The sequence below is a fragment of the Pseudoclavibacter sp. 8L genome (assembly GCF_902506465.1).
Lineage (GTDB): Bacteria > Actinomycetota > Actinomycetes > Actinomycetales > Microbacteriaceae > Pseudoclavibacter.
Genome location: NZ_LR733185.1, coordinates 726,112 through 751,270 on the forward strand (window position 1 = coordinate 726,112; position 25,159 = coordinate 751,270).

Here is a 25,159-nt window from a genome sequence, read left to right on the forward strand (position 1 = left end):
CGGAACCTGCGGCTGCCGCTACGAGCGCGGGTCCGCCTCAGGAAGCGTACCGTCGAGCGGGTCGAGGCGTTGCGGGGTGGCGTCGGCGAGGGCGTTGTCTGCGGCCGAGCGGACGAGGCTGGAGAGCATGAAGCCCGGGTTCTCGACCCCGATTCCGGTGAGCAGCTCTGTGGCCTGCTTGACGATGGAGCGAGTGAACTCCGTCGCGGTGTGGAGCGCTTCCGCATAGGTTGGGCGGTCCTGCTCGGCGATGACGACCGGCTCCGCGCCGATCTCGACGACGAGGGCCTGCGCGATGGGCAGCACCGGCCGCGGCGCGGTCACTGCGCACCAGGCTTCCTTGAGGCGGTGCAGGTCGAGGCTCGTCCCGGTGATCTCGATCGCGGGATGCACGGCGAGCGGGATCACGCCTCGGTCGAGGGCCGTGCCGAGCACGGCGGTCCCTCGCCCGGCGACGGTGTGCAGGACCAGCTGACCTGCGACCCACGCCTTGCTCTTGGAGAGCTCGAGGACGCGCGCTTCGAGCTCGTCCTCGTCGAAGGCGAGGATCACGAGCTCGCTGCGCTCGATGGCCTGCCGCTGGGTGAGGTTGGGGGCGCCGGGGAGCATGGCGGATGCGCGCTCGGTCGCTTCGGCGGACTCGGTGGCGACGCCGACCAGCGCGTGCCCGGCTCCGGCGAGTGCCGTTGCGACGATGAGACCTGTGGGCGAGTCGCCCACGAGTCCTATGCCGAGCCGTCCCTCACGTGTGCTCATGCGTTGCCCTCCGGAGCCTGTCTGCTGTCGTGACCCGGTTGCTGGTCCGGGGCGGTGCCGTTCTCCCGCTGTTCCCGCAGCTGACGTCGGGTCAGCGGCTGCGGCTGATCGGGAACAACCGACGGCTCTTGGACCTGGGCGCTCTCGGTCTGCGGCGCCGCCGTGGGCGCAGCCTCGCGCTCGGCTGGCGTGCGGTGCGCGGGTGCGGGGCCGATCGTCGCCGGCGACTGGATGGGAGTCGGGGTCGTGTCGATCGAGGAGTCATGCGATGCCGGCGGCGCGGCGACGGGTTCCCAGGAGACGGGAGCCCAAGCGCCGTTTGCCGGCGCTCCTGGCACGGGACCGATGGACGAGGGCATGGGTGCCGCAGCCGCGGGAGGTTGGGGAGCCGTCGCGGGCAGGCCGACGCTTTCGGGGGGAGCAGAAGGGCTGACGCCAGCAGAGGGCGTGGATCCTGCTGAGCTGGCGGAGCCGAACTGCGCCGGGATCCTCGAAAGATCGGGCGCGGGCGTGGCCCGCTGAGCGGCGGACGGTTCCGCGACGGGTGGTGTGGACGTGCCGTCCACGCCGCTCTGAGCGAGCGCCTGCTGGTACTCGCGTTCGGCCTGCAGCACGGCGATCGTCTGGCTGTCGACGGCGGTGCCGCGGCTCTCCGCATCGGCGACGCGCATGCGGGCGGTCGCGATGGCGCTGAGCGTCGCGGCCTCGCGCCAGCGGTGGGACGTGTCGAGGCTCGCGGCGCGGATGGCGACAGCGGAGACATCGTCGAAGAGTCGAACGCCGATGTCGCCGTCGACCATGCCGATGCGAGTCGTGACGCCCATGCCGAGCACGGTGTGCGCGTGGAGGTTGACGACGTTCGCGAAGTAGCCGATCGGGCCGCGGTCGAGTCCGATGGACTGCATCCGCTCGGCTGGCACGATGGTGAGCTTGCGTGACCAGGCACCGAAGCGCAGGTAGAGGGCGCGACTATCGAGGCGGAACCCGTGTCGCCGCCATGAGAAGGGACGCATCCACGCCGCGCGCTTGGGAGCCGTCACGAAGTAGTCGTCGTCGCCCTTGCTGTACATGCCGAGCTCGATGAGACGGCGCACCTCGTCGTTGACGAGCATCGGGAGGAGCAGCGCGAGCACTCGCTCGGTCTCAGCTCGCGTGCCGACAGGCAGCACGAGGTTGCGGGTGAGCGCTGCCTGGTTCTGCGAGCCGTCGGAGGAGACCTGCTCGGTGCCTGCGCGCGTGATGCGGACCATCCACCAGTCGAAGGGGCGCCAGAAGAGAGGCTGGGAGACCTGCACGGCGTGGATCCGGCCGGGCGGGACCGTGTCGTTGCTCGTGGTGAGGAGGCCTCGGCCGACGCGCACGCCGTCGGGCGTCGCGGCGATGCTGTAGTTGAGGGATGGCAGGATCTGACCGGCGGTGACGGCGAAGAACACCGCACCAAGGGGCAGGATCGAGAAGAGCAGCCACCAGAACCCGAAGGTGAAGGTGACGACGAGCCCTGCGACGAGCGCGACGACGATGACGACGAGCCACGGGTTGACGAGGTTGGCGACGACGAGGCGCCAGGGAGGGAGGCGCACCACCGACTGCGGTGCAGCTTCTCCGGGGGCCAGCTCGGGGCTCGTGAGCTCCTCGACTCGCTGCGCGAAGAACTCAGAGGCCCTGGTGCGAAGCTGTTCTGCGGTCGGCGGGCGTTGCGCCGGAGCCTGCCCGACCGCACCGGCTGGGCCTGCACCGTTGGGCTGGCCTGCGCTCGCCGGCATGTGCATGCCGCCGTTCACGCCTGCCGCGCCGTGCTGCGCGGAGCTGGGGAACGACTGGCCGTGAGCCGCACGCTCGTTGCGCTTCGCCCCCGATGCGCGCTGCAGGATGCCGGCGCGGATGCCGTCGGCGTCACGGGTTCGCACGTAGACGAGCTGGATGTTCGCGTTCTCGCCGGCGACGCCGATCTCGATCTTGGACGCGCCGACGATTCTCGCGACGAGTGGTCGCTGGATGTTGATGTCCTGCACTCGATCGAGTCTTGCCTGACGGCTTTTCCGGAACAGCACGCCGCTCTGCAGCTCGATCGTGGTGTCGCTGACCCGGAACTGCGCGAAGCGCCAGGAGAGGTAGCTGAAGAGCCCCAGGAGGACGATGACGAGGAGCGTCCCGAGCGCGGCCCAGAGCAGCCAGGTCTGGTTCTCGAAGACCATGCGAGTGGGGTCGTACTCGGCGCCGCTGTACTCATCGAGCTGCGGGAAGATGAAGCTCGTGATCGTCTGCCAGGACTGGTTGATGAGGAAGGCGCCGATCGCGATGACGAACACGCCGACTTTGAGGAGCGGTGTGAGCGGGTGGAGTCGATGCCACTCGCCGTCGATCAGGTCGGAGCCCTGTCCGAGCGCCGGCCCCGGAGCCTGTCCCTGCGGCGGCCCAGGCGGCGGACCCCCGAACTGCGCGCCCGGAGACTGCGGTGGGAGGTGGGCGCTCATCAGAGACCTGCTCGACGAGTCTCGGCGAGCGCGACGAGGTCGTCCCGGAGCTTCTCGGCATCCCGCCAGTCGAGGCCGGGGATGGTCACGTTGGTGATGGCGGCGGCGGTGACGACCTTCAGCGAGGAGAGCCCGAAGATGCGGGTGACCGGGCCGCGTTGGATGTCGACCAGCTGCAGACGACCGTAGGGGATGGCGACCATGCGGCTCCAGAAGAGACCGCGACGGAAGACGAGGTCGTCCTGGCGCAGCTGGTAGCCGATGGCCCGCACGCGGCGCCATTCGAAGGGGATGGAGATGAGGATCAGCAGGAGGATGGCCCCGGGGGCCAAGGCGATCCAATTCGACACGTCCGGGATCACGAGGAGAGCGATGACTCCCGCGAGCGAAACCAGCGCCCAGAAGAACGCGCCGAGGAGTTCAGACCAGATGTACTTCGCGGAAACCCTGCGCCATTGCACGGTGGTGTGGTCAAGCGCGGTCATGCTGCCCCCTCGTTGCGACGTGTCGTCATGCGCCTACCGTATCGAGAACGACCGACATGTCGGGTCGCCCTGCCTGGCATCAGCTGAACTGAGCCGTCGGTGTCAGCAGGTCGGCGCGACCAGCGCCTTGATGAATGCCCCCGATTGGTACAGGTACTGCCAGGCCCAGTTGGAGTCGCCGATACCGACGCCGTCGTCCGTGGCGAGCACTCCCCCGCCCAGGCAGTCGGTGAAGATCATGCGCGCGCGGGAGATGTGGGTGGTGCTCGTGACGATCATGACCGACTCCCATCCTTCCGCTGCGGCCAACCGCTTGACCATGAGCGCTTCGCCTGCCGTGGTGAAGGGCTCCGGGATGAGGCAGCGGGTGACGGGCGCGGTGGGCGCGTCGTCCGCCCCGACCTCGCACGCGTGGATGTTGATGGCGGAGTCGATGCCGTAGTCGTCGACGGCGATGACGATCGTGTCGCTGTAGCCGTCGGCGACCAGCTGCTGGGCGGCCTGGATGCGCGCCTCGCGCGGCGGGCCGAGGACGATGATGGCGTCGACGTCTCGGGGTTCATCCGTGGAGGGGAAGACGAAGAGGGGCAGCCCGGCCGCGATGACGACGATGATGAGGGCAAGCACCACGCCCGCGATGGGCGCCGCCCGTCGCACCACCCCTGTTCTGCTTCCACTCACGAGCACAGGCTACGTGAGCGGCGAGAACCACTTCCCCGTGCGCCGCGTCTCAGCGCCGCGCCCCGTCCGAGCAGGTACCCCTCAGGCCGGCGACTCATGGTCTGACGCGGCCCGAGCGGGCGCCGCAATGGCGATGGCGATGATCGGAGTGGCCCAGGCGACGGCGCCCAGCAGACTGCGCCGTTCAGCGCCACTCTCCGGCTCTGTATCTGATTCGTAAGTGGACATCGTCGTTCCCCCTTGCTTCCTGCGCGGGGTGTCTCCCGCGCACCAGGTCGGCCGGCGACTGACCCCCGTCGAGTTCCGACCTCCCGAATACCCGACCCTACTCGAATTGGTTCGGTCCAGGGGTGGGAGGAGCTCCCCTGTGGATCCGGCGACCGGGTGACCGGTTCGAACGCCACCGCCCCGCAGGTGCCGTCCCGCAGGAGCCGAGGGCGGAGCACCATCTTCGTCCCCCGTGGCGGGCAATAGCATTGGGCCCATGAATCCCCCGCCGGAGCCGCCTCCGCGACGCTTCCTCGAAGCTGTCGAGCGGCGACTTCCCGCCTCGCTCGTCGAGCATCCATTGCGCTGGAGTTGGGCTTGGTTCGTGCTCCTCGCGTCTGCGACAATCCTGGGGTGGGTCGCCGATTGGCCGATTCCCGTATGGGTGGCGGTCGTCGTGGTGGGATCACTGCCCTCGCTGACGGCGACGGTCGCCCTCCTCCTCCGCACTCCTCGCAGCCACCTCGACGAGCACGACTCGGTGTTCGGGCACTTCTTCGTGCGCTTCGTGACGCTCGTCGTCGGGTTCGCGGCGTGGACCATCTCGGTGGTGATGAGCGCGAGCCTCTCGACGCTGCTGCAGCTCATGGCAGAGAACCGCGAAGACGAGATCACCTACTCGGGCATACAGCTCTTCGCGGGCCTCATGCTCCCGGTCGTGCTGGCGATCTGGCTCGTCTTCCTGCTTCGCTGCGCCTGGTTCCTCGCCAAGCTCCGCGGATGGCGCGAGCACCCGTCCCTGGAGCGCTCGCGTGTGCCGGGTACCTTCCTGGCCGAGTTCCCGAGGTTGCGCCACGTCGTCGTCGGGTTCGCGCACCCCGGTGCCCTGCTCGCTTCCGCGGGGCTCTCGTCGGCTGCCGTCCTCACGGAGGAAACGCTGCGCCTGACCTTCACGATGTTCTTCTAGATCTTTTGGGCCATGCCTGCGCGGCGCCTGCGACAAGGGCGAGCAGGAGAAGACCTGCTACCAAACCCACCCCTCCGCAGACGCCGTCGGCGCCGGTCGCTGCGAGTGCGCTCGCCTTCGGTGTCGACGCGGGAACCGCCGGGTCGGGAGCCGAGTCGGAGGCGTTCGCCTCCGGCCCCACCGAGGTGGACGTGCTGGCCGATGCGGACGGCGCCGCAATCGGCACCCCAGGGACCGGCGCCGTGGGAGTGGGCGATGCCGTCGGAGCGATCTCGACGAGAGCGGAGGCCCGGATGAAGTCGGTGCCACCCATCGTGGATCCGGAGAGCGTCACCGCACCACTGACTCCACCCGCTGCGGCGCGGATACGGAACGAGAAGCTCGTGTCGGTCGTCTCGACAGGCACGGTGAACACGAGCAGATCTCCGATGTTCGTCGGCTCGCCGATGGTCGATGAGCCCTGGACGTAGCTCGCTCCGGCGGGGATCCGGATGCTCGGTGCCCCGGACATCGCGATCGGCGCATCCGCTGCGCCGAAGGTCGCTGTCACCGTGTTCTCACCCGGAGCGCCTGGCACCGAGTTCACATGGACCGGAACCGCCCGCTCGCCCTGCGCGGAGTAGTGCGTCTGGAGGGCGACCGTGGAGGAGGCGCCCGGCTCGAGATCGAGCATCCAGCTCAAGCCCATGACGTGGTCTCTTGCGTGGCCAGCGAACGTCGCGCTGTCCATGAACTCGACTTGCAGGCCCATGGAGACGCCGACTCCCCTGCCCTGGTCGATCGCGAACCGGCTGCCCTCGGTGAGCGGGATGAGCTGCGCGTAGTCGTCGCCCGCCGTGGTGCCCTGCCCCCAAGGTCCGGTCGGGATGCCCTCGACGCTTCGGCAGAGGATCGACCCGTCACCCGTCGGTGGTTCCGAGTAGGCGAGGGATCCTGTCTCCGGACGGGTGCAGTCCGCGATGCGGTAGACGATCGGGGTGAGCCGCTCGGTCGCGAGACTGGTGACCTCGATCGACGTGGTGGACGAGGAGCCGCCGGAGACGTAGGTGTCCACCTGGGTGAGCTGGAGGAGGTCGCCGTGCACGACCGTGGTGATCTGGAAAGGGTCGACCTGGGTGCCGCTGCCGGTGCTCGTCTGGGAGAGCGGAGACCACCCCCGTTGGTGCGCACTGGCTTCCTCGCCCGCGAGCCCGCTCAGCCAGAAGTCGGCGGGCACGTTGAGCGTGCCTCCTGCGGCTACTGCGGTCAGACAGCTCGCGCCAAGCCCGAAGAGCGGCGCGTCTGGCGTTCCCGAGACCGTTGCGCCGCAGCTGAGATCCGTTGTCGTCGTGAGTGACGTCAGCGGCCCCGTGTCGCTGATCACGGTCGCGGCACTGGCTGGCGTCGCGGTCCCGGCTCCGATGAGCGCTACGACGGTGAGCATGACGGCGACGATGTGTGCAGTTCGCATGTGTCCCCCTGGTGGTGCGCCTGCGCGCTGCCCGGCGCAGGGATCCTCGTCAAGCATCGGGGTGCACCGAGACGACGGCCAGGGCCTCGCCACACCCTGGCCGGGAATCGTCCTGACAGATAGCCGGTCGGGGCGACTACGCCGTATTCCGGCCCGTTTCCGGGGAGTCGGAAACAGCACCGGACGAGTTCTCCACCCGATCGCGCTCGAGCTGCTTGGCAATCGACTGCCACATCTGATCGAAGGTGTACCGGTCTTCGACGGCAGCTCGCGCCCTGCGGCCCACCTCGAGCAGCTCGGCTGGTCGGGCGAGAACTCTCTCGATCACCGCGGCAGCCCCTTGCGGGTCGTGGAGGGGCATGCCGAAGTTGCTCACGCCCTCGTCGATGTACTCGCGCATCGCCTCCGTCTCGGTCACGACGCAGGCCTTGCCCGAGGACATGGCCTCGAGCAGCACGCTCTGGCCAGTGGGGTACGCGAGATCGTGGGTCGGGATGACGACGAGCTGGGCGGCAAGGAGATTCTGCCGGTGCGCCGGCCCGTCAGAGGGTCCGCTCGTCGTGACGTTGTCCGGAAGTTCCATGTGCTGGAACCTGTCGAGATGCGAGACGAGGTGGAAGTCGATGTGCGGGAGGAGCCGTGCCGCCTCGACGAGGGTCTCGAAGTCGCGGCCAGCATCGAGGCCTCCGCTGAAGACCTGGAAGCGCTGCTCTACCGAGGCGTCCGGCACGTACTTCGTGTGCTCGACCCCGAAGTTGATGGGAGCGACCTTCGCGCCGGCGCCGATCTGAGCGAAGAGCTCGGCTTGGTTCCGTGAGAAGACGAAGATCCGATCCACACCCGCCACCGTTCGCGCGATCTCCTGGCGCCGCGAAGACGAGCCGGTCTTCAGTTCCTCCGCCCACCAGCAGGAGACGACGGCGAGCCGCGTCTTGGCGTATGCACTCAGGCCCCGGCGCTTGAGCGCGGCTGGAAGCACCGACTTGTCTTCGAGGATCGCCAGGACAGCATCCGCCCGCCGCGCCGTGGCCAGGCCCCGGATCGCGAGGTCGGCGGGAACACCCGTTCGGTGCTCGACGACGGCCTTGACCTTGCGGTGCACCCGAGAGGTCGCCATGCGAACTGTGGCTAAGTTGGCGTACTGGCCGAGCAGCTCAGCGCAGTAGGGTCCTCGCAGCTGATCGCCGGGCGAAGTCCCCGAAGTGATGGAGGGCAGCCCGTCGTGGTCGAAGAGGCCCAGGATGGTGACGTTGTCGTTCACGATGTCAGCCTAAGGACACTGAGGGCTTTTCTTCCCATCCCGTATACTCGATTGCATACTGTTTCGCACCAGGTTTCACCCTGAGTGCGCATACGCGCTCACCCCCCTTATGGCGCAGGTTCTTTTTTCAGGGGGGGCTCTATCTCATCGACACGCTTCGTTGAACTCGATGGCCTGCGCGGCCTTGCAGCCGCTGCAGTTGTCGTCGGGCACTTCACGACCACGTTCTCCGAGCACTACCCGACTGCGCCGGGCAGTTCCATCGAGCTGCAGTACGGCCAGTTCGGAGTTCAGCTCTTCTTCCTCATCAGCGGGTTCGTCATCCTCATGACAGCTGATCGAACCAAGCGGGCATCAGACTTCGCAATCTCACGATTCACCCGTCTCTACCCGGCCTACTGGATAGCCGTTGTCATCTCGATCGCCGTGGGCGCGCTTGCGAACGTTCCAGGAACGCAGTTGACCCCGCTCGAGATGCTCCTCAACTTCACGATGATCCAGCGACTGCTGCTGGTTCCGGACGTCAACGGCGCCTTCTGGACGCTTGCGGTGGAGATGCAGTTCTACATCATCGTCTTCCTCGTGCTCCTCCTCACCAAGTGCAGGCTGACGGACGTGCTCCTGCGATGGCTGGTGGCGGCCTGGCTCGCCATCGCCGTCGCCTCGGCTGTCACGGCGGCGCTCTTCGCCCCTGGCGTCGACATCACGGCCGCGCCAGTGCTGGTCCGTGCGATGGTCAACGTCACCCTCGCGGAGTACGGCCCCCTCTTCTGCCTCGGAATGCTGCTCTTCATGGCCCGCAGGAACCAGCGGTTCGAATGGCTGACGATCCCGGCCTTCCTGGCGGTCGTCGTGTCGGCCTACCTGCTCCACTCGTCGAGCTACGCCGCGATCGTCGCCGGCATCGGCGTCTTCTTCACCTTCGTCGCGCTGCGCACATCGACTCCTCCGCTTCGACTGCGTCCCCTGCTCTGGCTCGGAAAAATCAGCTACTCGCTCTACATCGTGCACGTCGTCGTCGGCTACGCGACGATCGATCTCCTCTGGCCACTCATCGGACGCGACCTCGCGACGTTGGCGGCCACCGCGGTCGCGGTAGTGCTCGCGTGGGGATTGCACGCTGTCGCGGAGTCCAGGATGAGCGCCTCGTGGCGACGGACACTTCTCCAATTGCGCGATAAAGCAAGGGACAACCTGCAATGAGGCCGAGAGCGACGCTCTGGCAAGACTTCGCCAGGTCGCATTCGCTGAGTATTCTGGTGCCGGTTGACGACGGGGATAGACCAATGCAGATCGGGGAGAGCAGATGTTGAATGGCGGAGGAGCAAGAAAGCGACTCGGTATCTACCGACGCGAGTTGGGGCGGATGCGCAACCCGAAGCTCAGAGCAATCCACCGGCAGGTGAATGCCCACATGGTGGGGAGACTCCCGCTCTGGCGCCCGCGGAAAAAGGGCAGCTTCTGGGCTGTCACCCTCGTCAAGAACGAGATCGATATCATCGAGCTCTCGGTGCGCCATTTCGTGGACCAGGGGGCCGAGCGAGTCCTCGTCGCGGACAACGGTTCGACAGACGGGACCCTGGAGCTGCTGCGGCGACTCGCCGAGGAGCTGCCGATCATCGTCATCGAAGACCGACTCACGGCGTACCACCAAGGCGAGAAGATGTCGTTCCTGGCGCGGGCAGCGTGGCGCGGGGGCGCCGACTGGGTGGTCCCGTTCGATGCCGATGAGCTCTGGTACGCACCCGCCGGCACTCTGCGGGGCCACCTGGCCGCATCCCCATCGAGCATCATCGACGCGAACATCTTCAACGCCTACCCGATCGACGGCGAGCCCGGGCCGTATCGCGTCGACACGGTGCGGCACGACTTCACGCAGTGCTGTTTTCGCAGCCACCCAGTCGCCAGGCTCGCGAACGGAAACCACACAGTGAACGTCCTCGGCCGAAAGTCCAACGAGATCAACATGCTGCACATCCCTTGGCGGTCGAAGGAGCAGATGCGCATGAAGGTCACCCAAGGATGGGCCGCTATCGAAGCGACCGGCGCCGAGGTCGGTTTCGACGGGCACTGGGGCGAGATGTCCGAGGCGAAGGAGTCCGCGATCGACGAGATCTGGGCGTCGATCGCCCTGGGGGTAGAGACAGAGCTCGATTTCGGATACAAGGCGCGTGGCTCTCTGGCACGGATCGAACCGTCGACGTGGACGCATTGGCCTGACGATTTCCCAGCAGAGAGCACATCATGACTACGCGAACGCACTTCTTTGCCCGCTCGCCTGAAACTGCGCGTGAAATCGTCGCTTGGGATCCCGATTCCGACCCGCAGCGATTCGCACATGGCGCAGGGCACAATGTCTTCGAATTGTTCGCGCGCCTCAGGGATCTGGGCGCGAACGTGACGATTGGCCCGGATATACCCGGGGATGCCGATGTGGTCGTCGCATTCGCCACTGAATTCGCATTCCTCAAATTCGCCTGGGTTGTCGCGCCGTTCCGGCTGCTCATGATCAGGAGCGATGTGAGTCCAGCGATCGACTGTCCGTATACACCGACTTCCGTCGCGGTCCCCAATGCCTCGTCATTCTGGACTGAACGCTACGGGAGCGCGAGCATCTACTTGCCCGCGCTTCCGCAACGGGGTCTCGTCGCGAGGAACACTGCGCGAGATGGCATCACAAACGTGGGACTCAAAGCGAATCCTGGCAACATTCCAGACGAGATCCTCGCCCCGGAATTCGCGGACCGCCTTCGGGAGATCGGCTGCGCGCTCGACATCGATGCTCCGGCGGACGTCGACGGCTCAGATCAGCGCTGGCACGATTTCTCGGAGACCGACGTCACGCTCTGCTTCCGCCGTTCGGGCGAGGAAGCACTGGACTTGAGGAAGCCGCCGACCAAGCTGGTCAACGCCTGGTCGGCAGGGACCATCCCGATCACCGGGGACGAGCTCGCCTATCGGTCCTTGATCCGTCATGGCGAGGATGGCTTCATAGTCGAATCCGCCCGCGACGTCCCCGCTGTCGTCGAACGGCTGCAGCACGAACCGGAACTCCGGAAGCGCCTGCTCGCCAACATCGCGGAGCGTCGTGACGAGCTCAGCACCGAACGCCTCACTGCAGCCTGGTCGGACCTCATCGACGCCACTGCCCGCGCTCCCCGATCTCCGTTCACGACGCTCCTGAACCGGTTCAGGGTCGGAATCGCGATCTTGCGCAAGCGACTGCGGGAATCTCCGTGAGCGTCGCCGTATTCTGCTCCTGCAACCCACTCCGGTGGCAAGCGCGGTGCTACGCTCGATCCCGCACGTACGTTGAGTCGCTGCGTACTCTCTGACGACCTGAGGTGAACTCGATCTTGCGCGAGAAGTTACTGCTCATTTTTTCCAAAAGCGCCCGCGCCAAGCTCGCAGTGGGACTCGTGGGATCGATCATCGTCGCTCTTGGAGAGACAGGCTCAGTCCTCCTCGTTGGGCCCCTCCTGGCGCTGCTGGTCGGCGGACCGACCGACAGCGGCATGCTTGGCGTCGTCTCCGATTTCCTCGGTAACCCGTCGCCGGAAGCCATGGTGCTCATCCTGCTCGGCGGTGTGGTCGTCGGCTTCGTCGCCAAAGACATCTTCAGCATCGCGTTCCGCTGGTGGATGCTCGGCTTCATCGCCAGGGAGCAGGTCAATACCGCCACACGGCTCCTGCGCTACTACCTCTACGCGCCGTACAGCCTCCATCTCGGCCGCGGCACGGCTGACCTGCTGCGCACCATGGGTGTCTCGGTCGGCCAGCTCTACTCGCTTGGAGTCATCGCCGCCCTCAACGCGATCACCGATGCGATCACGATCCTCGCGCTCCTCATCTCCATGCTGGTCATCATGCCCATCCCATCGCTCATGGCCCTCGCGTACTTCGGCTTGGCAATGCTGGTCTTCTCCCGAGTCATCCGGCCGCGGGCAGAAGCCGCCGGCCGCATGAAGATGGAGGCCGCGAAGCGCGGCTACACGGCTGCGTTCCACGCAATCGGCGGAGTCAAAGAGATCAAGATCCGCAGCGCCCAGCCGCACTTCGTGGGCGCATTCGAGGATGTGGAGCTCGAACACGCACAGGCGACTCGCATGGTCGGGTTCCTTGGCGAGATCCCGAAATACCTGCTGGAGATCCTCTTCATCGTGGGCCTCGGTGGCCTCATCCTCTTCCTCCTCGGCACCGGCGGCGGCATCACCGCGGTCAGCTCGATCGGGCTGGTCGCCGCAGCCGGGTTCCGACTCCTCCCGTCGATGTCACGGCTGCTGGTCTCGGTCGCCAACATGCGAGTAGGCGGCCCTGCCCTCACCGAGGTCTCCTCTGAGCTCAAGCTCGCGAAGCACTACGAAGACAACGAGCTGCTCGCTGTCACGGCAGCTCACGCCGTCGACTTCGAGAACGTGATCAAGATGCAGGATCTCTCCTTCAGATACACAGACGCATCGAAGGATGTCCTGTCGCAGATCTCGCTGGAGATCCCCTACGGCACGTCACTCGCGCTCGTGGGCTCCAGCGGAGCCGGCAAGAGCACCCTGGTCGACCTGATCCTCGGCCTGCACCGCCCGACGGGTGGTCAGTTCCTCGTCGACGGGCGCCCCCTCACGGACGAGCTCATCGCAGCCTGGCAACACAACGTCGCCATGGTTCCTCAAGACGTGTACCTGCTCGACGCTTCCCTGCGCGAGAACATCGCCTTCGACAGCGCCCCGGAAGACATCGATGAGGAACTCCTCCTCGATGTCGTGCGCCGCGCTCAGCTGGACGACCTCGTCGATTCTCTCGACATGGGCCTCGAATCCTCGGTCGGAGAACGAGGGTCTCGGCTCTCGGGCGGGCAGCGGCAGCGGGTCGGCATCGCCCGTGCGCTCTACCGTCGGCCTTCTCTCCTGGTCCTCGACGAGGCGACATCCGCGCTCGACAACGAGACGGAGCGCAAGATCATCGAGACGATCGAGGGGCTCCAGGGTGAGGTGACGGTGGTCATCGTCGCTCACCGCCTGTCGACAGTCCAGGAGGCCAATGCGCTCGCGTACATGAAGGACGGGAAGCTCGCCGGCTACGGCTCCTTCGAGGAGGTTCGATCAACGAATGCCGACTTCGCTCGCCAGGTCGAGCTCGGCTTGCTCAAGCTCCCCGAAGACGAGCCTGCGAAGTAGCATCGTGGTCGACATCTCGACGCGCGTCGTCACGCTGGGCGGCGCCGTCCCGTACCCGGGTGTTCGGCACGCGGGGGGCCTGTACGTCCACCACCTCACGCAGTCGTTGTCGGAACGCGGTCTGGTCGAGGTGATCGCTCCAGACCATCTCGCGAACCAGAAGGCGCTCGAGGATGCGGACGCGCGCGTCTCAGCGCACCTGGTCGGCCGGTGGGCATCTTCCAGCGCACGACAGCGGCTGCTGCAGCGCGGCGTCGGGATCGTCGAGAGGGGCTGGAGGCGTATCGATCCTGCAGCGCCCCCACTCGGCATCCTTGCGAGCCTCTACCTCGATCAGCGGGTCCGCGAGTCCGTCACGAGCGCCGACATCGTGGACCTGCAATGGTTCGAGTTCGTTCGCCTGGCCCCGCACATCCGGCACCTCAACCCGAAGGCGAAGATCTTCGGCACCTTCCACGACGTGCTCTCGCAGCTGTACGCGCGTCGCGCCGAAGAAGGGGATGCGGCCCGCTGGCGTCGAGCGGAGGCCCTGGCCATCGCTGCCGAGCGCAGGTCGTTCCGCCACCTCGATCGCGTCCTCACGCTCAACGAGAAGGATGCGGAGCTCCTGAGGCAACGCGGCGCGGCAGACGTGAGCGTCATCGACCCGCCGCTCGCCCCGGTCTCGCTACCGGAGCGCAACACGCTCGGCAGCAGCCCGGAGATCGTGTTCGTCGGGTACTTCGCGCGACAGGTCAACGTCGATGCGGCTGCCTGGTTCATCGACCACGTGTGGCCGAGCGTCCTCGCCTCGGTCCCGGACGCGCGCCTGAAGCTGGTCGGCCTCGACCCGGACGCAGCTCTGGCGCCGCTCGTCTCGCGCGCCGCCAATGCTGCTGCGCTCGGATTCGTCGACGACCTGTCCCCCGTCTACGCGGATGCCTCGGTGGTCGTAGTACCTCTGCTGTCCGGGTCCGGCGTGAAGTTCAAGACCATCCAGGCGATGACGTACGGGACCCCGACGGTCTCCACCACCGTCGGAGCGGAAGGGGTCGCGCACAGCGACGAGCTCGAAGCTGTCACCGACGACCCGGCCGCCTTCGCGCAGGCCGTCACCGGCATCCTGCGGGATCAGCCCGCTGCTGACCGCCGGGCTCGGGACCTCGCCGGGAAGCTCGCAGCCACCTACGGCGAAGAACGGTTCCAGGAGACAGTGAAGAGCATCTACGCACCGCACGGGCAGCGCACCGCACTCGTCACCGACGCAGTGACCGTCGTCATCCCCTACTACGGGGACCCGACTGACACGCTCAACCTCATCGAGCAGCTGCGCCCTCAAGAGGGCCTCGCAGAGATCATCGTCGCCGATGACGCGTCACCGGTCCCGTTCCCGGACCAGGTGGGAGTCCGAGTGGTCCGCCGCGAGGCGAACGGAGGGTTCGGGGCGGCCGTCAATACGGGGGCGGCGCTCGTGTCGACCGACCTCATGCTCGTCCTCAACAGCGACCTCGACATCGGCACCACCTTCATCCGGGATCTGCTCGCGAGCGCGAAGGCGCTCCCGACCGCCGTCGTGAGCCCGCAAGTGCTGAAAGCGAGCGGTGCTCCGGAGTGGACTGCCCGATCCTTCCCTCGGACCAGGCACCACGTGGTCGAATGGCTGTCACCCCTCGCCCGTTGGCGCCACCTTCCCGCACTCCACCGCGCGGTCGGGCACGTGACCGACCTCTCGCCCGAGGGGAGCGACCGGGTCGACTGGGTCATCGGGGCGGCGATGCTCGTTCCCACGGACGACTTCCGCGCAGTGGGTGGATTCGACGAGCAGTACTACATGACCTCCGAGGAGGTGGACCTGCAGAGGCGGCTCTCCGCTCGCGGAGTGCCATCGTACGTGGCCAACGCGGTCGAGATCACGCACGTGGGCGGCGGCTCGTCCGACTCCTCCCACCGGCGCCAGTGGCTCGTGACCGCCAGGCAGCGGTACGCGAACAAGTGGGGCGGCTCCGTCGCCTTCACCGCTTCCCTGACCCTCGCGAGCCTCGTCAACTTCGCCGCGAATGCGCCGCGCCAGCTCGCCGGTCGAGACCTCGACGCGCGAGCGGTCCTCCGCTACGAACTCGGGCTGCTGCGGACGGCGCGCCAACAGGCGAAGCAGGCAACGCGAGTGACGACGCACACCCAAGGGGGGCAAGGATGATGTCGAGGACACCACGAACCGTGGCGTTGATGGGGACCAGGAAGGCCGCGCACCTCGCGAAGGGTGCACTCGGCAGGGCGCGGGACGTATTCGCCGGAATCGAGGCCCGCATCAGCGAGCGCATCGACGCGAGTGGAGACTCCACGATCACGCCGGACGAGCTGCTGGCGAATCGCTTCGCCGCCTTCCGCCCACTCCACGCAGCTCCGCCGGAACCCGCGCAGCGCCCCTCGGTGACCGTCTTCGGCTTCTTCAACAGCAGCGGCTTCTTCGGCGGGATCGCGACGCTGCTCAACCTGAGCGCCACCATCGCCAAGGATCTCGACTACGACCTGCGCCTGGTGCACACGACGTCGTTCGAAGAAGACCCCGATGTCGCCGGATTCCTCAAGAACCAGGGCATCGACTTCGACGCAGCCCGCATCCGCTTCGTGAACGCGGCGAACCGCAGGGCCGAGGGCGCATCGCTCCCCCTGCACGCAGACGATCTGCTGGTGGTCAGCGCCTGGTGGGATGCCTTCGCCGTGGATCGCCTCCAGCACGACCGACCCTACGTCTACCTCATCCAGGACTACGAGCCGATCTTCTACAGCAACGGCGATCAGCAGGTCTGGGCGTCAGCGACCTACGAGTCGACGAAGTTCGTGCCGGTGCTCAACAGCTCGATCCTGCACGACTACTTCCGGACGACGACCCACGCACGCGTCGCCGAAGAGGCCCTGGTCTTCGAACCGGCAGTGCGTGTTCCCGACCAGGCCTCCCAGCCCGCCAAGCGACCCCTGAAGAAGCGCCTGTTCTTCTACGCCCGACCAGAGACCGAGCGAAACCTCTTCTACACGGGGCTGCTCGCGATCGACAAGGCCTTCGAGGAGAGTGCGGAGCTGCGCGACAACTGGGACGTGTGGCTGGGTGGAACTCAGACCATTCCGCCGCTCCGCCTCAAGAGCGGCCTGGAACTGCAGCGCCTCGGCAAGATGTCGTTCGAGGACTACCAGCAGTTCACGCTCACCGCTGACCTCGCGATCTCCTCGATGCTGGCCCCGCACCCGAACTACCCGACGCTCGAGTTCTCGCGCCTTGGGACTGCCGTGATCACGACCTCGTGGGAGACGAAGACCAACCTCGATCGCTATTCCGAGAAGATCACGCTCGTCGAGCCCACGGTCGACGCGATGGCGGAGGCGATCGTCCGCTGCGCGAGCGCCGGTGGAAGCGAGCCGGAGACGGTTCCGAAGACCACGGACTCCTGGCCGAAGGCACTCGCTGAGGTTGCCGGCTCCATAGCAGCGCTCCACAGGAGCACCGCGTCGTGATCGCCGAGGAGCTGACGCTCGTCATCGTCGGCTACAAACACGAACGCTACGTCACGACCTTGCTCGAGTCCGTCGAGGCGCAGACGATGCTGCCCGCTCGAATCCTCCTCGTCGACGACGACCCCGCGGGTGGAACCGCCGAGGTCGCCGAGCGGTACCTCGCGAAGAGCGCCCTACAGGTCGAGGTAACACGCAACCAGGTCAATCGGGGCCTGTGCACGAGCCTCAACACGGCGCTCACGAGCATCGACACCGAGTACTACGCCTACATCTCCGCCGACGACTGGATGCTCCCGACCCGCATCCGACGTCAGTTCGACGCCATCAGCGCGGCTCCGTCGACGACCGCCGTCGTCTACTCGAACGCGATCCGAGTCGACGAGGCAGATCGTGAGCTCGACGAGGACTTCAAGAGCGCCTACGACTGGCCAACGCACCGCTCTGGCCAGGTCTACGCGGAGATGAGCGACTACAACTGGCTCCCGGCCCCATCGGTGATGCTGCGCACTCAAGCGGTCAGGGACGTGGGCGGCTACGACGCGGAGCTCTTCTTCGAGGACCACGACCTGTGGCTGCGCCTCGCTGTCGGGCACGAATTCCTGTGTGTGGACGAGCCGCTCGTGGCTTTCCGTGAGCTCGGGTCGTCGCTGGGGCACCAGCAGTTCCAGACCGACAACCCGCGGTTCGTGGTGGCGTATCTGCAGATCCTCGCGAAGCAGTTGGGCATCTCATCGACCATCGACGCCGACATGTTCCCGCGCCTCTGGAGCCTGGCGCTCCGGCTCTGGCGCATCGAGGGAGCAACGCCCCGCGTGGTCGCCTATCTGGGGAGCTACGTGCGGGGTGCGCAGAGCCTCCGAGTCGGCAAGGCATACGTGCGGCTTGCGAAGATGGGCGTCTCCTACGCCGCCCTGGATCGCATCCGCAAGCTCCTTCGACGCTGATCCGAGGCCTGCGCGGCCGCAGCCCTGATCAGCGTCGTGCCACGTCGACGAGATGACGGACTCGTCCGTCGAAAACGCCCTCGAACGGGAACCCCTGCATGAACGTCAGGCCTCGTCTGGCCTGAACCTCGAGTTGTGTTGGGTCCGCTGCGAGGCGCGTGACGACCTCGGCGGCAGCGACCACGTCGCCGTTGTCCACCGCCCAGCCGCCGCCGCCTGCGGCGAGGAGCGGTGACAGGGTCCGGTTCTGGAACCCGAGCACCGGAACCCCGGACCCCATCGATTCGAAGTAGGTGCTCGCCGAATCGCCCTGGATGTGTGGCAGGAACATGAGGTCGACCTGGGTCCGAGCGAACGACTTCCAGCTCTGCTCGAAATCCATGTAGCCCGCGAACTGCACGTTCGACGGCACCTCTCGCCTGAGCTGCTGCTCCAGGTTGCCCGCCCCGACGATCGTGAAATCGTAGTCGATGTTTGCCCGATCGAGCTCCGTCATGAACGGCGGGATGAGGTTCACCCCCTTGATCTCCGTCAAACGACCGGAGTAGGCGATCCGCAGCGGGCGCGTGCCGTCCCAGAAGCTCCGCTGACCCGCTGCACGCACGTCGTCCGCGTGCATCCGGTGGTCGAAGAACATGTGCGTCGATTCGTTCACCGTCGCGTAGTGCTCTGCTGCTGAGTGTCCGTTGCACTGGAAACCGTCGGCGCGCGCCGCAAGCCCGTCGAGGCGGCGTGTCCGCCTCGCCGCGCCGAGACGGATGCGGACGCGGTCCGCCAGGCCTCGGTTCGTGACCAGGCCAACCTCGAGGCGGACTTCGGGGGACCAATCGTCGGTGAGGATGACTCGAAAGTCGTTCCCGAGCAGCGTCTCGCTGAGCGGTCCGACGACGGAGTGCATGACCAGGTCAGCCCCGAGCTCGGAGATCCTGCCCACATCGACACGGTCGATGAACCGCAGCTCCCGGGCGAGCGGGTCGTCGGCCCACTTGAACTGCGGGTCGTCGATGGCGGCCGGCAGCGGAGGCTCCAGGGAGGAGACGATCACCTCACCTGGCCAGCGCTTCGCGTACTCGGCGAGGCCGGTCATCGACTTCGCGAAGATGCCCAGGACACCTTGCGGGCTCACCCTCAGTGGGCTGTCGTTCAGGTAGACGAACTTCATGACCTGCCTCGGTCTCTCAAGCGGGTGAGTTGGATGCGATCCTGCGGAGCAGGTCACCGACTGCGCTGGCGCCCGCGTCTGGCGAGTAGTGCTCCAGCCACCGTCGTCGGTTCGACCCCACATTTGCGTCGAGGCCGCGAGCGATCTTCCGCTCGATCGCTGAGGCGAGAGCCGAGGCGCTGCCGGCGGCGAAGACATCTCCGGTGGTCTCCGGCACGATCTCCGGCAAGGCCCCGGCATCGCTGACGAGCAGCGGGACTCCCGCGGCCATCGCTTCGGTCGCGACGAGTCCGAACGGCTCGGGCCACACCGAAGGGACCACAAGCAGGTCGATGCGATCGAAGAAGTCTGCCGGCGCTACCCAGCCCGGACGGTCGGTGAGGTGCGCGACGGGCTGCAACGCCTTCTCCACGGCCAGCTGGGCTTCCGCGGACACGAATCGTGGCTCACCGGCGAGCAGCAGCCGATAGTGGCCGGGCTCGCGCGCCTCCAGCTCCTGCACGGCGGCGGCCAGCACGTCCACACCCTTGTCGATGGATGGCCTGCCCAGGAATCCGAGCACGATCGGCGGTCCTTGCGGCACCCGGTTGCGTGTCCCTGGGCTCTGGCTCCAGTTCGGCAGCACTTCAGCGTTGCCGACGGCCGCCGCCATCGATGCGGATGGCACGATCGTCGTGAGCGCCTTGAAGCGCGCCAAGGGCTCGATCACGCGCAGCGCACCCAACGGGCGTTGGTGAAGGTGCACGATTCGATCGGGGCGCCCTGCTGTGGCTGCGGCGGGCACGAGCCCGTTGCACCAGAGGATCCCCCGTCGCTCCGCGGCGTCCCAACGGCGGAGTGCGAGCATCCACGCTCTCCGCCCGGACGCCTCGAGTTCCACGACACGATGCCCGGCATCCCGCGCGGCGGCGACGAGCTCGCCCGGTTCCGAGGGGCCGACGATGGTCACGTCGACGCCGAGCTCCTCGAGCACGGCGGCGATGCTCAGGAGCATCACCTCTCCTCCGCCGATGTCTCCGTTGTTCGTGGCGATGGTGACGTGGTTCGGGAGGGCGCCCGGCAGATCGGATGCGACTCCCGCCTTGGCGTAGACACCGGCGATGGCTGCGGTCATGTCGGAGACCGACGGCCAATCGTCGAGCGTCGTGACGGCGTCGCTATCCAGGAGCACACGCGCGACCTGCGCGACATCATCGGCGTCGACGAGTCCCGCCTCCGCGACGATCTCCGGGTTTCCGCCGACGCTTGAAGCCACGACGCGCATCCCACGATTGGCGGCGTCGAGCAGCGAGTACGAGCAGTTCTCCCACACGGACAGCTGCGCCAGCACGTCGGCTTCCGCCATGGCGGCGTCTGGATCCACGAAGCCCGGGAAGTCGACGGCATCGGCGAGGCCGAGGTCGCTGACTCGACGTCGGAGCTCGGCGTCCAGCGCGCCGACGCCGGCGATCGTCAGCCGGGCGTCCGCTCTCTGCGCGTGCACCCGAGCGAACGCGTCGATGAGCTGCGGGATGCGCTTCTCGGGAGAGAGCCGCGCGAGGGCGAGCACGCGCAGGGAGTCGGAGGCACGGGCTGGACGCACAGGTAGCTGGTCGACGCCGTTGTAAACGACGTGCACCTCCTGCTTCGGCCCCCACTTCGCGAGCATCGCCCGCTTGGTCGCCTCGGAGACGGCGATGACGCCCTCGAACCGACGGAGCCTCGCTCCGTGCACGCGGGCCATGAGCTGCGACTTCCAGGAGGACCCGTGATAGATGCTGTCTTCGCCGGCGATACCGTGCTCACTCGTGACGCGCGCGGTGCCGGCCGGCAGAGGCGTGGCGGCCACGACGACGTCCGCGTACGCGAGATGCGAGTGCACGACAGCCGGCCCAAGACGGCGCGCGGCCGACCTGAGGGTCCGGATCGACCGGCTCAGGCCGGCGTCTGGCCCGATTCTGCCCACGGCGAGGCGGGCGCCGACCGCACGGAGACGATCGACGAGAGGCCCCTCCGGGCAGAGCACGACGAGCTCGAAGCCGGGAATGCCCTCCTCGGCCACGTCCAGGACGTGACGCGCGACCCCGCCCAGGTCAGCAACGGGAATCACCCAGAGAGCGATCGGCCGCGAGGAGCGGCCTCCGTCAGATGCTGCCCGCGCCTCTAGAGCCACTTCTCGAGCCGATCGAGCGCCGTCCAGAAGCCCTGCCCGTTGTCGATGTGTCCTTGCCAGATCTCCGGGATGAACGGTGCACCCGGCGCGAACTCGTCGAGCTGCCCTGCCAGCAGGGGCCAGTCGACCTCGCCGTCGCCGACCTGTACGCCCTCGCCATCGACCCCCGTCGCGTCGACGAGGTGCAGGTGGATGCTGTGGGGCGCGATGAGCTCCGTGTAATCGGAGAACTGCATCCCGAGGAAGTTCGCCGCGAGCTTCGAGTGCGACACGTCGAAGCAGAGCTTCGTCCCCGTCGTCGCCGAGAACTCCGCAGTGTCGTGCGGATCGAGGAAGAGGTTGTGGAACTGCTGGCCTCCCATGAGCCACGGGAACGGCGGAAGCGTCTGCGCCGCGATCCGCACGCCGTCCGTGTCGAGACGCTGCACGGCATCCGCGATCCGCGCGTACATGGCGGTGCGCGCCTGAGCGGGGACGTGCTTGTCCTTCGTGAAGCCGCCCATCGTGACGACCATGATCGGCTCGGTCGAGCGCGTGAACCACTTCTTCAGGCTGCGGGTCGTGTCGATGGTCCGCTGCACCTCGCGGATCGACCGCTCCCAGTGCTCGTCGTCCGTCGACGCGAGGTCGACGAGGAAGTCGCCGGAGAACAGGTCTGGCAGGTGCGTCGTGAAGTCCATGTCGAGGGGCTCCGTGAAGAAGCTGTCGATGTCGACCTCGAGGTCCTTGTACGAGAAGTGGAACTCCAGGAAGTCAGGAGTCGAGTTCTCGATGAGCTTCTTGTAGTCGTGGTAACGAACCGGAAGGCCCCAAGGGCGACGGAACTCGAACTCGCGCCCGACGGACGCAGTATCGGTGAGGTCGCTCTCGAAGAAGAACTCGCCTTCCGCCATGTCGTGATTCACCGTGCGACCCACGAGCTCGTCGAGACGATTCGGCTGCAGCCCGCGACCGGGGCTCTTCACGGCGATGTCCTCAGCTCGGAGCACCTCGCCCTCGCGGAGCTCTCGTGCCGCGACCAGCGACTTCGCGAGCGTCGTGCGGTTCATGAGCTCTCCCGTGGACACCTCGCGCGGTGCCGCGTCGCCCAGCGAGAGCTCGATGTCTCGGATCTGCTCGACCATCTGCTCGAACTCGTCCGGGAGCAGCGAGACCGTGTGGTCGTTGCCCTCCATGCCGCGATCGACGGTGAAGTGCTTCTCGATGATGCGCGCCCCGCGAGCGACCGCAGCGACAGGCACGTGCCAGCCGCGCTCGTGGCCCGAGTAGCCCACGATGCTGTCGCCGATCTCCGCGAGTCGGTCGAGGTAGGCGAGGTTGATGTCCTTGAAGGGCGCAGGGTACGTCGACTGGCAGTGGAGCAGCGCGAAGCTGGAACCCAGGGACCGCATGAGCCCGACGGTCTCGAGGATCTCCGACTCCCGCGACATTCCGGTCGACAGGATGAGCGGGAGCCCACGCGAGCCCGCATCGCGGAGCAGCTCGTGATTCGTGAGATCGGCCGAGGCGATCTTGAGGCCCTCGATGCCGTAGTCGACAAGCGCCTGGACGCTCGGCCCGTCCCACGGCGTGCACATGAGGTCGACACCGCGGTCGCGCGCGTGGTCGAAGACCGTGAAGAGCTTCTCCGCGGGGAGGGAGACGCGCGAGAGGAGATCCAGCGTGTACTGCGCTCCGAGGTCTTCACCGGCCGTCGACCCACCGCTCTGGCGATACAGCGCATCCATGTCCCGCAGCTGGAACTTCACGGCGTCGGCGCCCGCGTCGGCCGCGAGGTCGACGAGTCGCTTCGCGAGGTCGACATCGCCGTTGTGGTTGTTGCCGATCTCCGCGATGACAAACGCGGGGTGGCCGGCACCGATCTGGTGCCGACCGATGCGCAGCACATCATTGCGGTCGATGGCGACGGCGATCAGGTGGCCCGTCTCATCGACGAGCGGCAGATGCGTGATGCCGCCGTGCCCAAGCAGCGGAGCCAGGTCGGACGGCGTCGAGGTCGCCGGCGCGGTGCGGGTGCTCGTGTTGGCGACTTCGACGCACGTGACATCGAGGGAAGCCGTCGGGTTCGCGACGATCCAGCGGCGGAAGTCACCGTCGGAGAGGGAGCCACGAAGACGGCCGTGCTCGTCGACGCAGAAGACGATGCGCTGCTGGTTCGCGCTGATCTTCTGCAGACCAACGACGATCGGGTCCTCCGCGAAGACGATGTAAGGGGTGAGGTTGCGCTCGAAGATCACTGAGCGGAGTCCTTGTCTGTCGATGCTGCGGTGTGCGCTGACGGGGCGGCGGCCGCGTCAGGGTGAAGCTGGGAGAGCTGGTGGTCTGCGATGGAGAGATCGAGCTCGGTGTCGATGTCGACGCCCTCGAGGTCGTCCATCTCGAAAATGCCGATCGTGCCGCCGAGCCGGTTGTGGTCCCGCTCGTAGATCTCGGTCTTCGTGAGGTAGAGCGAGCCCGTCTCGCGGTAGAACATCTGCGTGCGCTGCAGCTCCTGCCGGCGAGGCCTCGCGCCGATCGTGAAGTGCGCCTTCGGCTGGTCCTCCTCGGATGCTCCGTACTGCCAGAGGAACGGCGTCTGAGGCACGGCACCCACCATCGAATCGACGCCGGTCGCCGCGAACTGCGAGATCGCACGGTCGAGGGTGCCCGGGAGCCGCACGGGCGAGGTGGCCTGAAGGAGCATGACGGCATCTGGTCGTCGCCCGGCAGCCGTGTACTCGGCGATGGCGTGCTCGACCACCGGCTCGGTTGCCGTCGTGTCTTCAGCGAGGTGCGCGGGACGCAGCCACGGCACCTGCGCGCCGGCTGCTCGCGCGATGGCGGCGAGGTCCTCGTCGTCGGTGGAGACGAGGACATCCATCTGCGGACGTGCTGAGAGGGCCTGCTCGATGGTCCAGGCGACCAGCGGCTTACCGGCGACGTGGCGCCTGTTCTTGCCGGGGATGCCTTTGGAACCTCCCCGAACGGGGATGACGCACAAGATCCTCATACTGTTTCCTCCAGAATCCGCGCGATGCTCGCGGCTATCAACTGTGCTGGCTCTGTCTGGGGAACAGGCGGGGCAGGAGTCGAATCGCTGCCCCACTGCGAAAGACCATACCGTGTCCAGAAGTCGCGCACCCACGCGGGCGGGTCGACGCACGTCACCCAGGCATCCTGGCCGGCGGCGGCGGCTTCGAGGACGCCCGTGGAGAAGACCGAGACGACCGGCCGGTCAAGGGTCGCGAGCGACTGACCGGAGCTCTCGAACCGCACTCCGCGCCGCTGCCAGGCGCGGTGCTGCAGGCGTGAAAGGCGGTCGGTCTCCGCTGGGTGCGGACGATACTCGGCACCCGTTGTCGTGCAGAACGTCCGAGCGGTCTTCGCCGACGTCCACCGCGACAGCTCAGCACCGTGCAGCTGTCCGAGGAACACCGGAGTCGCATCTCCGGGCCCTGCGGGACGACCGCTGCCGCGCCGCGAGGCATGCCAGAGCAGCTGCGCACCGACGACCTCATGCGTCACATCGTCTCGTCCCGACTTCCAGAACTCGGCGTCCTCCTGAGAGAACGCGAGCAGGTGGCTGCCGCGAGCCAAGGGCGGTGCGAACGGTGTCGTCAATCCATGCTGGGCCACGACGAAGCGTGCGCCGAGCTGCTTGCTCCACCGGTAGCCGAGAGCCCCTGCGGGAAGGAAGTGCCCCGCCGTGAAGACGGCGCGAACTCCGCGGAGCTCACCAGGAAGCTCCACCCCGTCGAGGCGACGGCTCGTCCAGCTGCCCGCGAGCATCCCACTGAGGTCTTTCGGCGCCAGAACGGCGACCTGTTCGCCTTCGAGGAAGCGCAACGGCTCCGCGTACGCCGCGACCGCGCTCGGGGTCGGCACGTCGATGAGGACAAGCAGACGCGGTTCGGGCCCATTGACGAGGAGGGTGAACTCCGGCTCCCCAGAGGGGCGCCGCACACGGCTCATGATCTGGCG

At 67.1% G+C, this 25,159-nt stretch carries 19 protein-coding genes; 8 read left to right on the forward strand and 11 right to left on the reverse strand.

The features are described from left to right. Positions 1-18: 18 nt before the first annotated feature. The 4 genes from GV007_RS03450 to GV007_RS03465 form a co-directional block, all read right to left on the reverse strand. Positions 19-756: a DUF2520 domain-containing protein gene (locus tag GV007_RS03450; protein WP_160071010.1), complete on the reverse strand. Its 738-nt coding sequence runs from the start codon at positions 754-756 to the stop codon at positions 19-21. Continuing rightward, positions 753-3,230 (reverse strand): PH domain-containing protein, encoded by a 2,478-nt coding sequence (locus GV007_RS03455; protein WP_160071011.1) that lies wholly within the window; start codon positions 3,228-3,230, stop codon positions 753-755. The genes GV007_RS03450 and GV007_RS03455 overlap by 4 nt, the downstream gene beginning before the upstream one ends. Further along, positions 3,230-3,715, reverse strand: coding sequence for a PH domain-containing protein (locus tag GV007_RS03460; protein WP_160071012.1), 486 nt, complete (start codon positions 3,713-3,715; stop codon positions 3,230-3,232). Before GV007_RS03460 ends, GV007_RS03455 begins: the two co-directional genes overlap by 1 nt. A gap of 102 nt (positions 3,716-3,817) precedes the next feature. Beyond that, positions 3,818-4,396, reverse strand: coding sequence for a YdcF family protein (locus GV007_RS03465; protein WP_160071013.1), 579 nt, complete (start codon positions 4,394-4,396; stop codon positions 3,818-3,820). Positions 4,397-4,880: 484 nt separating this feature from the next. Between GV007_RS03465 and GV007_RS03470 the strand changes: the two genes are divergently transcribed. Then, the gene (locus GV007_RS03470; protein ID WP_160071014.1) at positions 4,881-5,570 is read left to right on the forward strand and encodes a hypothetical protein; all 690 of its coding nucleotides are present in this window, start codon (positions 4,881-4,883) and stop codon (positions 5,568-5,570) included. Here the strand turns inward: GV007_RS03470 and GV007_RS03475 are convergent. Then, positions 5,554-7,020: a hypothetical protein gene (locus GV007_RS03475; protein WP_160071015.1), complete on the reverse strand. Its 1,467-nt coding sequence runs from the start codon at positions 7,018-7,020 to the stop codon at positions 5,554-5,556. The two genes, GV007_RS03470 and GV007_RS03475, sit on opposite strands and share 17 nt — an antisense overlap. 136 nt (positions 7,021-7,156) lie before the next feature. Continuing rightward, positions 7,157-8,281, reverse strand: a complete 1,125-nt coding sequence (locus GV007_RS03480; protein WP_160071016.1) for a glycosyltransferase family 4 protein — start codon at positions 8,279-8,281, stop codon at positions 7,157-7,159. Between the two features lie 84 nt (positions 8,282-8,365). Between GV007_RS03480 and GV007_RS03485 the strand changes: the two genes are divergently transcribed. The 7 genes from GV007_RS03485 to GV007_RS03515 all read left to right on the forward strand — a co-directional run bounded on the left by GV007_RS03485 (position 8,366) and on the right by GV007_RS03515 (position 17,885). Continuing rightward, complete coding sequence (locus GV007_RS03485) at positions 8,366-9,484, forward strand: acyltransferase family protein (RefSeq protein WP_160071017.1); 1,119 nt, start codon at positions 8,366-8,368, stop codon at positions 9,482-9,484. 211 nt (positions 9,485-9,695) lie between these two features. Beyond that, positions 9,696-10,529 (forward strand): glycosyltransferase family 2 protein, encoded by an 834-nt coding sequence (locus GV007_RS03490; RefSeq protein WP_160071018.1) that lies wholly within the window; start codon positions 9,696-9,698, stop codon positions 10,527-10,529. Beyond that, on the forward strand, positions 10,526-11,521 hold the full coding sequence (locus GV007_RS03495) for a glycosyltransferase (RefSeq protein WP_160071019.1): 996 nt from the start codon (positions 10,526-10,528) through the stop codon (positions 11,519-11,521). Before GV007_RS03490 ends, GV007_RS03495 begins: the two co-directional genes overlap by 4 nt. A gap of 179 nt (positions 11,522-11,700) precedes the next feature. Next, complete coding sequence (locus GV007_RS03500; RefSeq protein WP_160071020.1) at positions 11,701-13,452, forward strand: ABC transporter ATP-binding protein; 1,752 nt, start codon at positions 11,701-11,703, stop codon at positions 13,450-13,452. Between the two features lie 4 nt (positions 13,453-13,456). Continuing rightward, positions 13,457-15,628 carry a glycosyltransferase gene (locus GV007_RS03505; RefSeq protein WP_160071021.1) on the forward strand — a complete coding sequence of 724 codons (2,172 nt, stop codon included), beginning with the start codon at positions 13,457-13,459 and terminating at the stop codon, positions 15,626-15,628. Between the two features lie 29 nt (positions 15,629-15,657). After that, positions 15,658-16,941 carry a rhamnosyltransferase WsaF family glycosyltransferase gene (locus GV007_RS03510; RefSeq protein WP_160071022.1) on the forward strand — a complete coding sequence of 428 codons (1,284 nt, stop codon included), beginning with the start codon at positions 15,658-15,660 and terminating at the stop codon, positions 16,939-16,941. Then, entirely contained in the window at positions 16,938-17,885 is a 948-nt protein-coding gene (locus GV007_RS03515; protein WP_160071023.1) for a glycosyltransferase family 2 protein, read from the forward strand. Before GV007_RS03510 ends, GV007_RS03515 begins: the two co-directional genes overlap by 4 nt. Positions 17,886-17,913: 28 nt before the next feature. Here the strand turns inward: GV007_RS03515 and GV007_RS03520 are convergent, their stop codons facing one another. From GV007_RS03520 to GV007_RS03540, 5 genes are read right to left on the reverse strand one after another with little or no spacing between them, the layout of a single operon-like run. Beyond that, positions 17,914-19,047 (reverse strand): glycosyltransferase, encoded by a 1,134-nt coding sequence (locus GV007_RS03520; protein WP_160071024.1) that lies wholly within the window; start codon positions 19,045-19,047, stop codon positions 17,914-17,916. Positions 19,048-19,063: 16 nt separating this feature from the next. Further along, a complete protein-coding gene (locus GV007_RS03525) occupies positions 19,064-21,136 on the reverse strand; it encodes a glycosyltransferase family 4 protein (protein WP_160071025.1) in 2,073 nt (690 codons plus the stop codon). Positions 21,137-21,189: 53 nt separating this feature from the next. After that, positions 21,190-23,436: an N-acetylneuraminate synthase family protein gene (locus tag GV007_RS03530; protein WP_160071026.1), complete on the reverse strand. Its 2,247-nt coding sequence runs from the start codon at positions 23,434-23,436 to the stop codon at positions 21,190-21,192. Beyond that, positions 23,433-24,188 (reverse strand): acylneuraminate cytidylyltransferase family protein, encoded by a 756-nt coding sequence (locus GV007_RS03535; RefSeq protein WP_160071027.1) that lies wholly within the window; start codon positions 24,186-24,188, stop codon positions 23,433-23,435. The genes GV007_RS03530 and GV007_RS03535 overlap by 4 nt, the downstream gene beginning before the upstream one ends. Then, positions 24,185-25,150 (reverse strand): RNA-binding protein, encoded by a 966-nt coding sequence (locus tag GV007_RS03540; protein ID WP_160071028.1) that lies wholly within the window; start codon positions 25,148-25,150, stop codon positions 24,185-24,187. The genes GV007_RS03535 and GV007_RS03540 overlap by 4 nt, the downstream gene beginning before the upstream one ends. Positions 25,151-25,159 lie beyond the last annotated feature (9 nt).

Coding starts and splice junctions, on each gene's coding strand:
- GV007_RS03455 (WP_160071011.1), bottom strand. CDS start 3,230: ATGAGCGCCCACCTCCCACCGCAGTCTCCGGGCGCGCAGTTCGGGGGT.
- GV007_RS03475 (WP_160071015.1), bottom strand. CDS start 7,020: ATGCGAACTGCACACATCGTCGCCGTCATGCTCACCGTCGTAGCGCTC.
- GV007_RS03495 (WP_160071019.1), top strand. CDS start 10,526: ATGACTACGCGAACGCACTTCTTTGCCCGCTCGCCTGAAACTGCGCGT.
- GV007_RS03490 (WP_160071018.1), top strand. CDS start 9,696: ATGGTGGGGAGACTCCCGCTCTGGCGCCCGCGGAAAAAGGGCAGCTTC.
- GV007_RS03510 (WP_160071022.1), top strand. CDS start 15,658: ATGGGGACCAGGAAGGCCGCGCACCTCGCGAAGGGTGCACTCGGCAGG.
- GV007_RS03520 (WP_160071024.1), bottom strand. CDS start 19,047: ATGAAGTTCGTCTACCTGAACGACAGCCCACTGAGGGTGAGCCCGCAA.
- GV007_RS03460 (WP_160071012.1), bottom strand. CDS start 3,715: ATGACCGCGCTTGACCACACCACCGTGCAATGGCGCAGGGTTTCCGCG.
- GV007_RS03450 (WP_160071010.1), bottom strand. CDS start 756: ATGAGCACACGTGAGGGACGGCTCGGCATAGGACTCGTGGGCGACTCG.
- GV007_RS03470 (WP_160071014.1), top strand. CDS start 4,881: ATGAATCCCCCGCCGGAGCCGCCTCCGCGACGCTTCCTCGAAGCTGTC.
- GV007_RS03535 (WP_160071027.1), bottom strand. CDS start 24,188: ATGAGGATCTTGTGCGTCATCCCCGTTCGGGGAGGTTCCAAAGGCATC.
- GV007_RS03540 (WP_160071028.1), bottom strand. CDS start 25,150: ATGAGCCGTGTGCGGCGCCCCTCTGGGGAGCCGGAGTTCACCCTCCTC.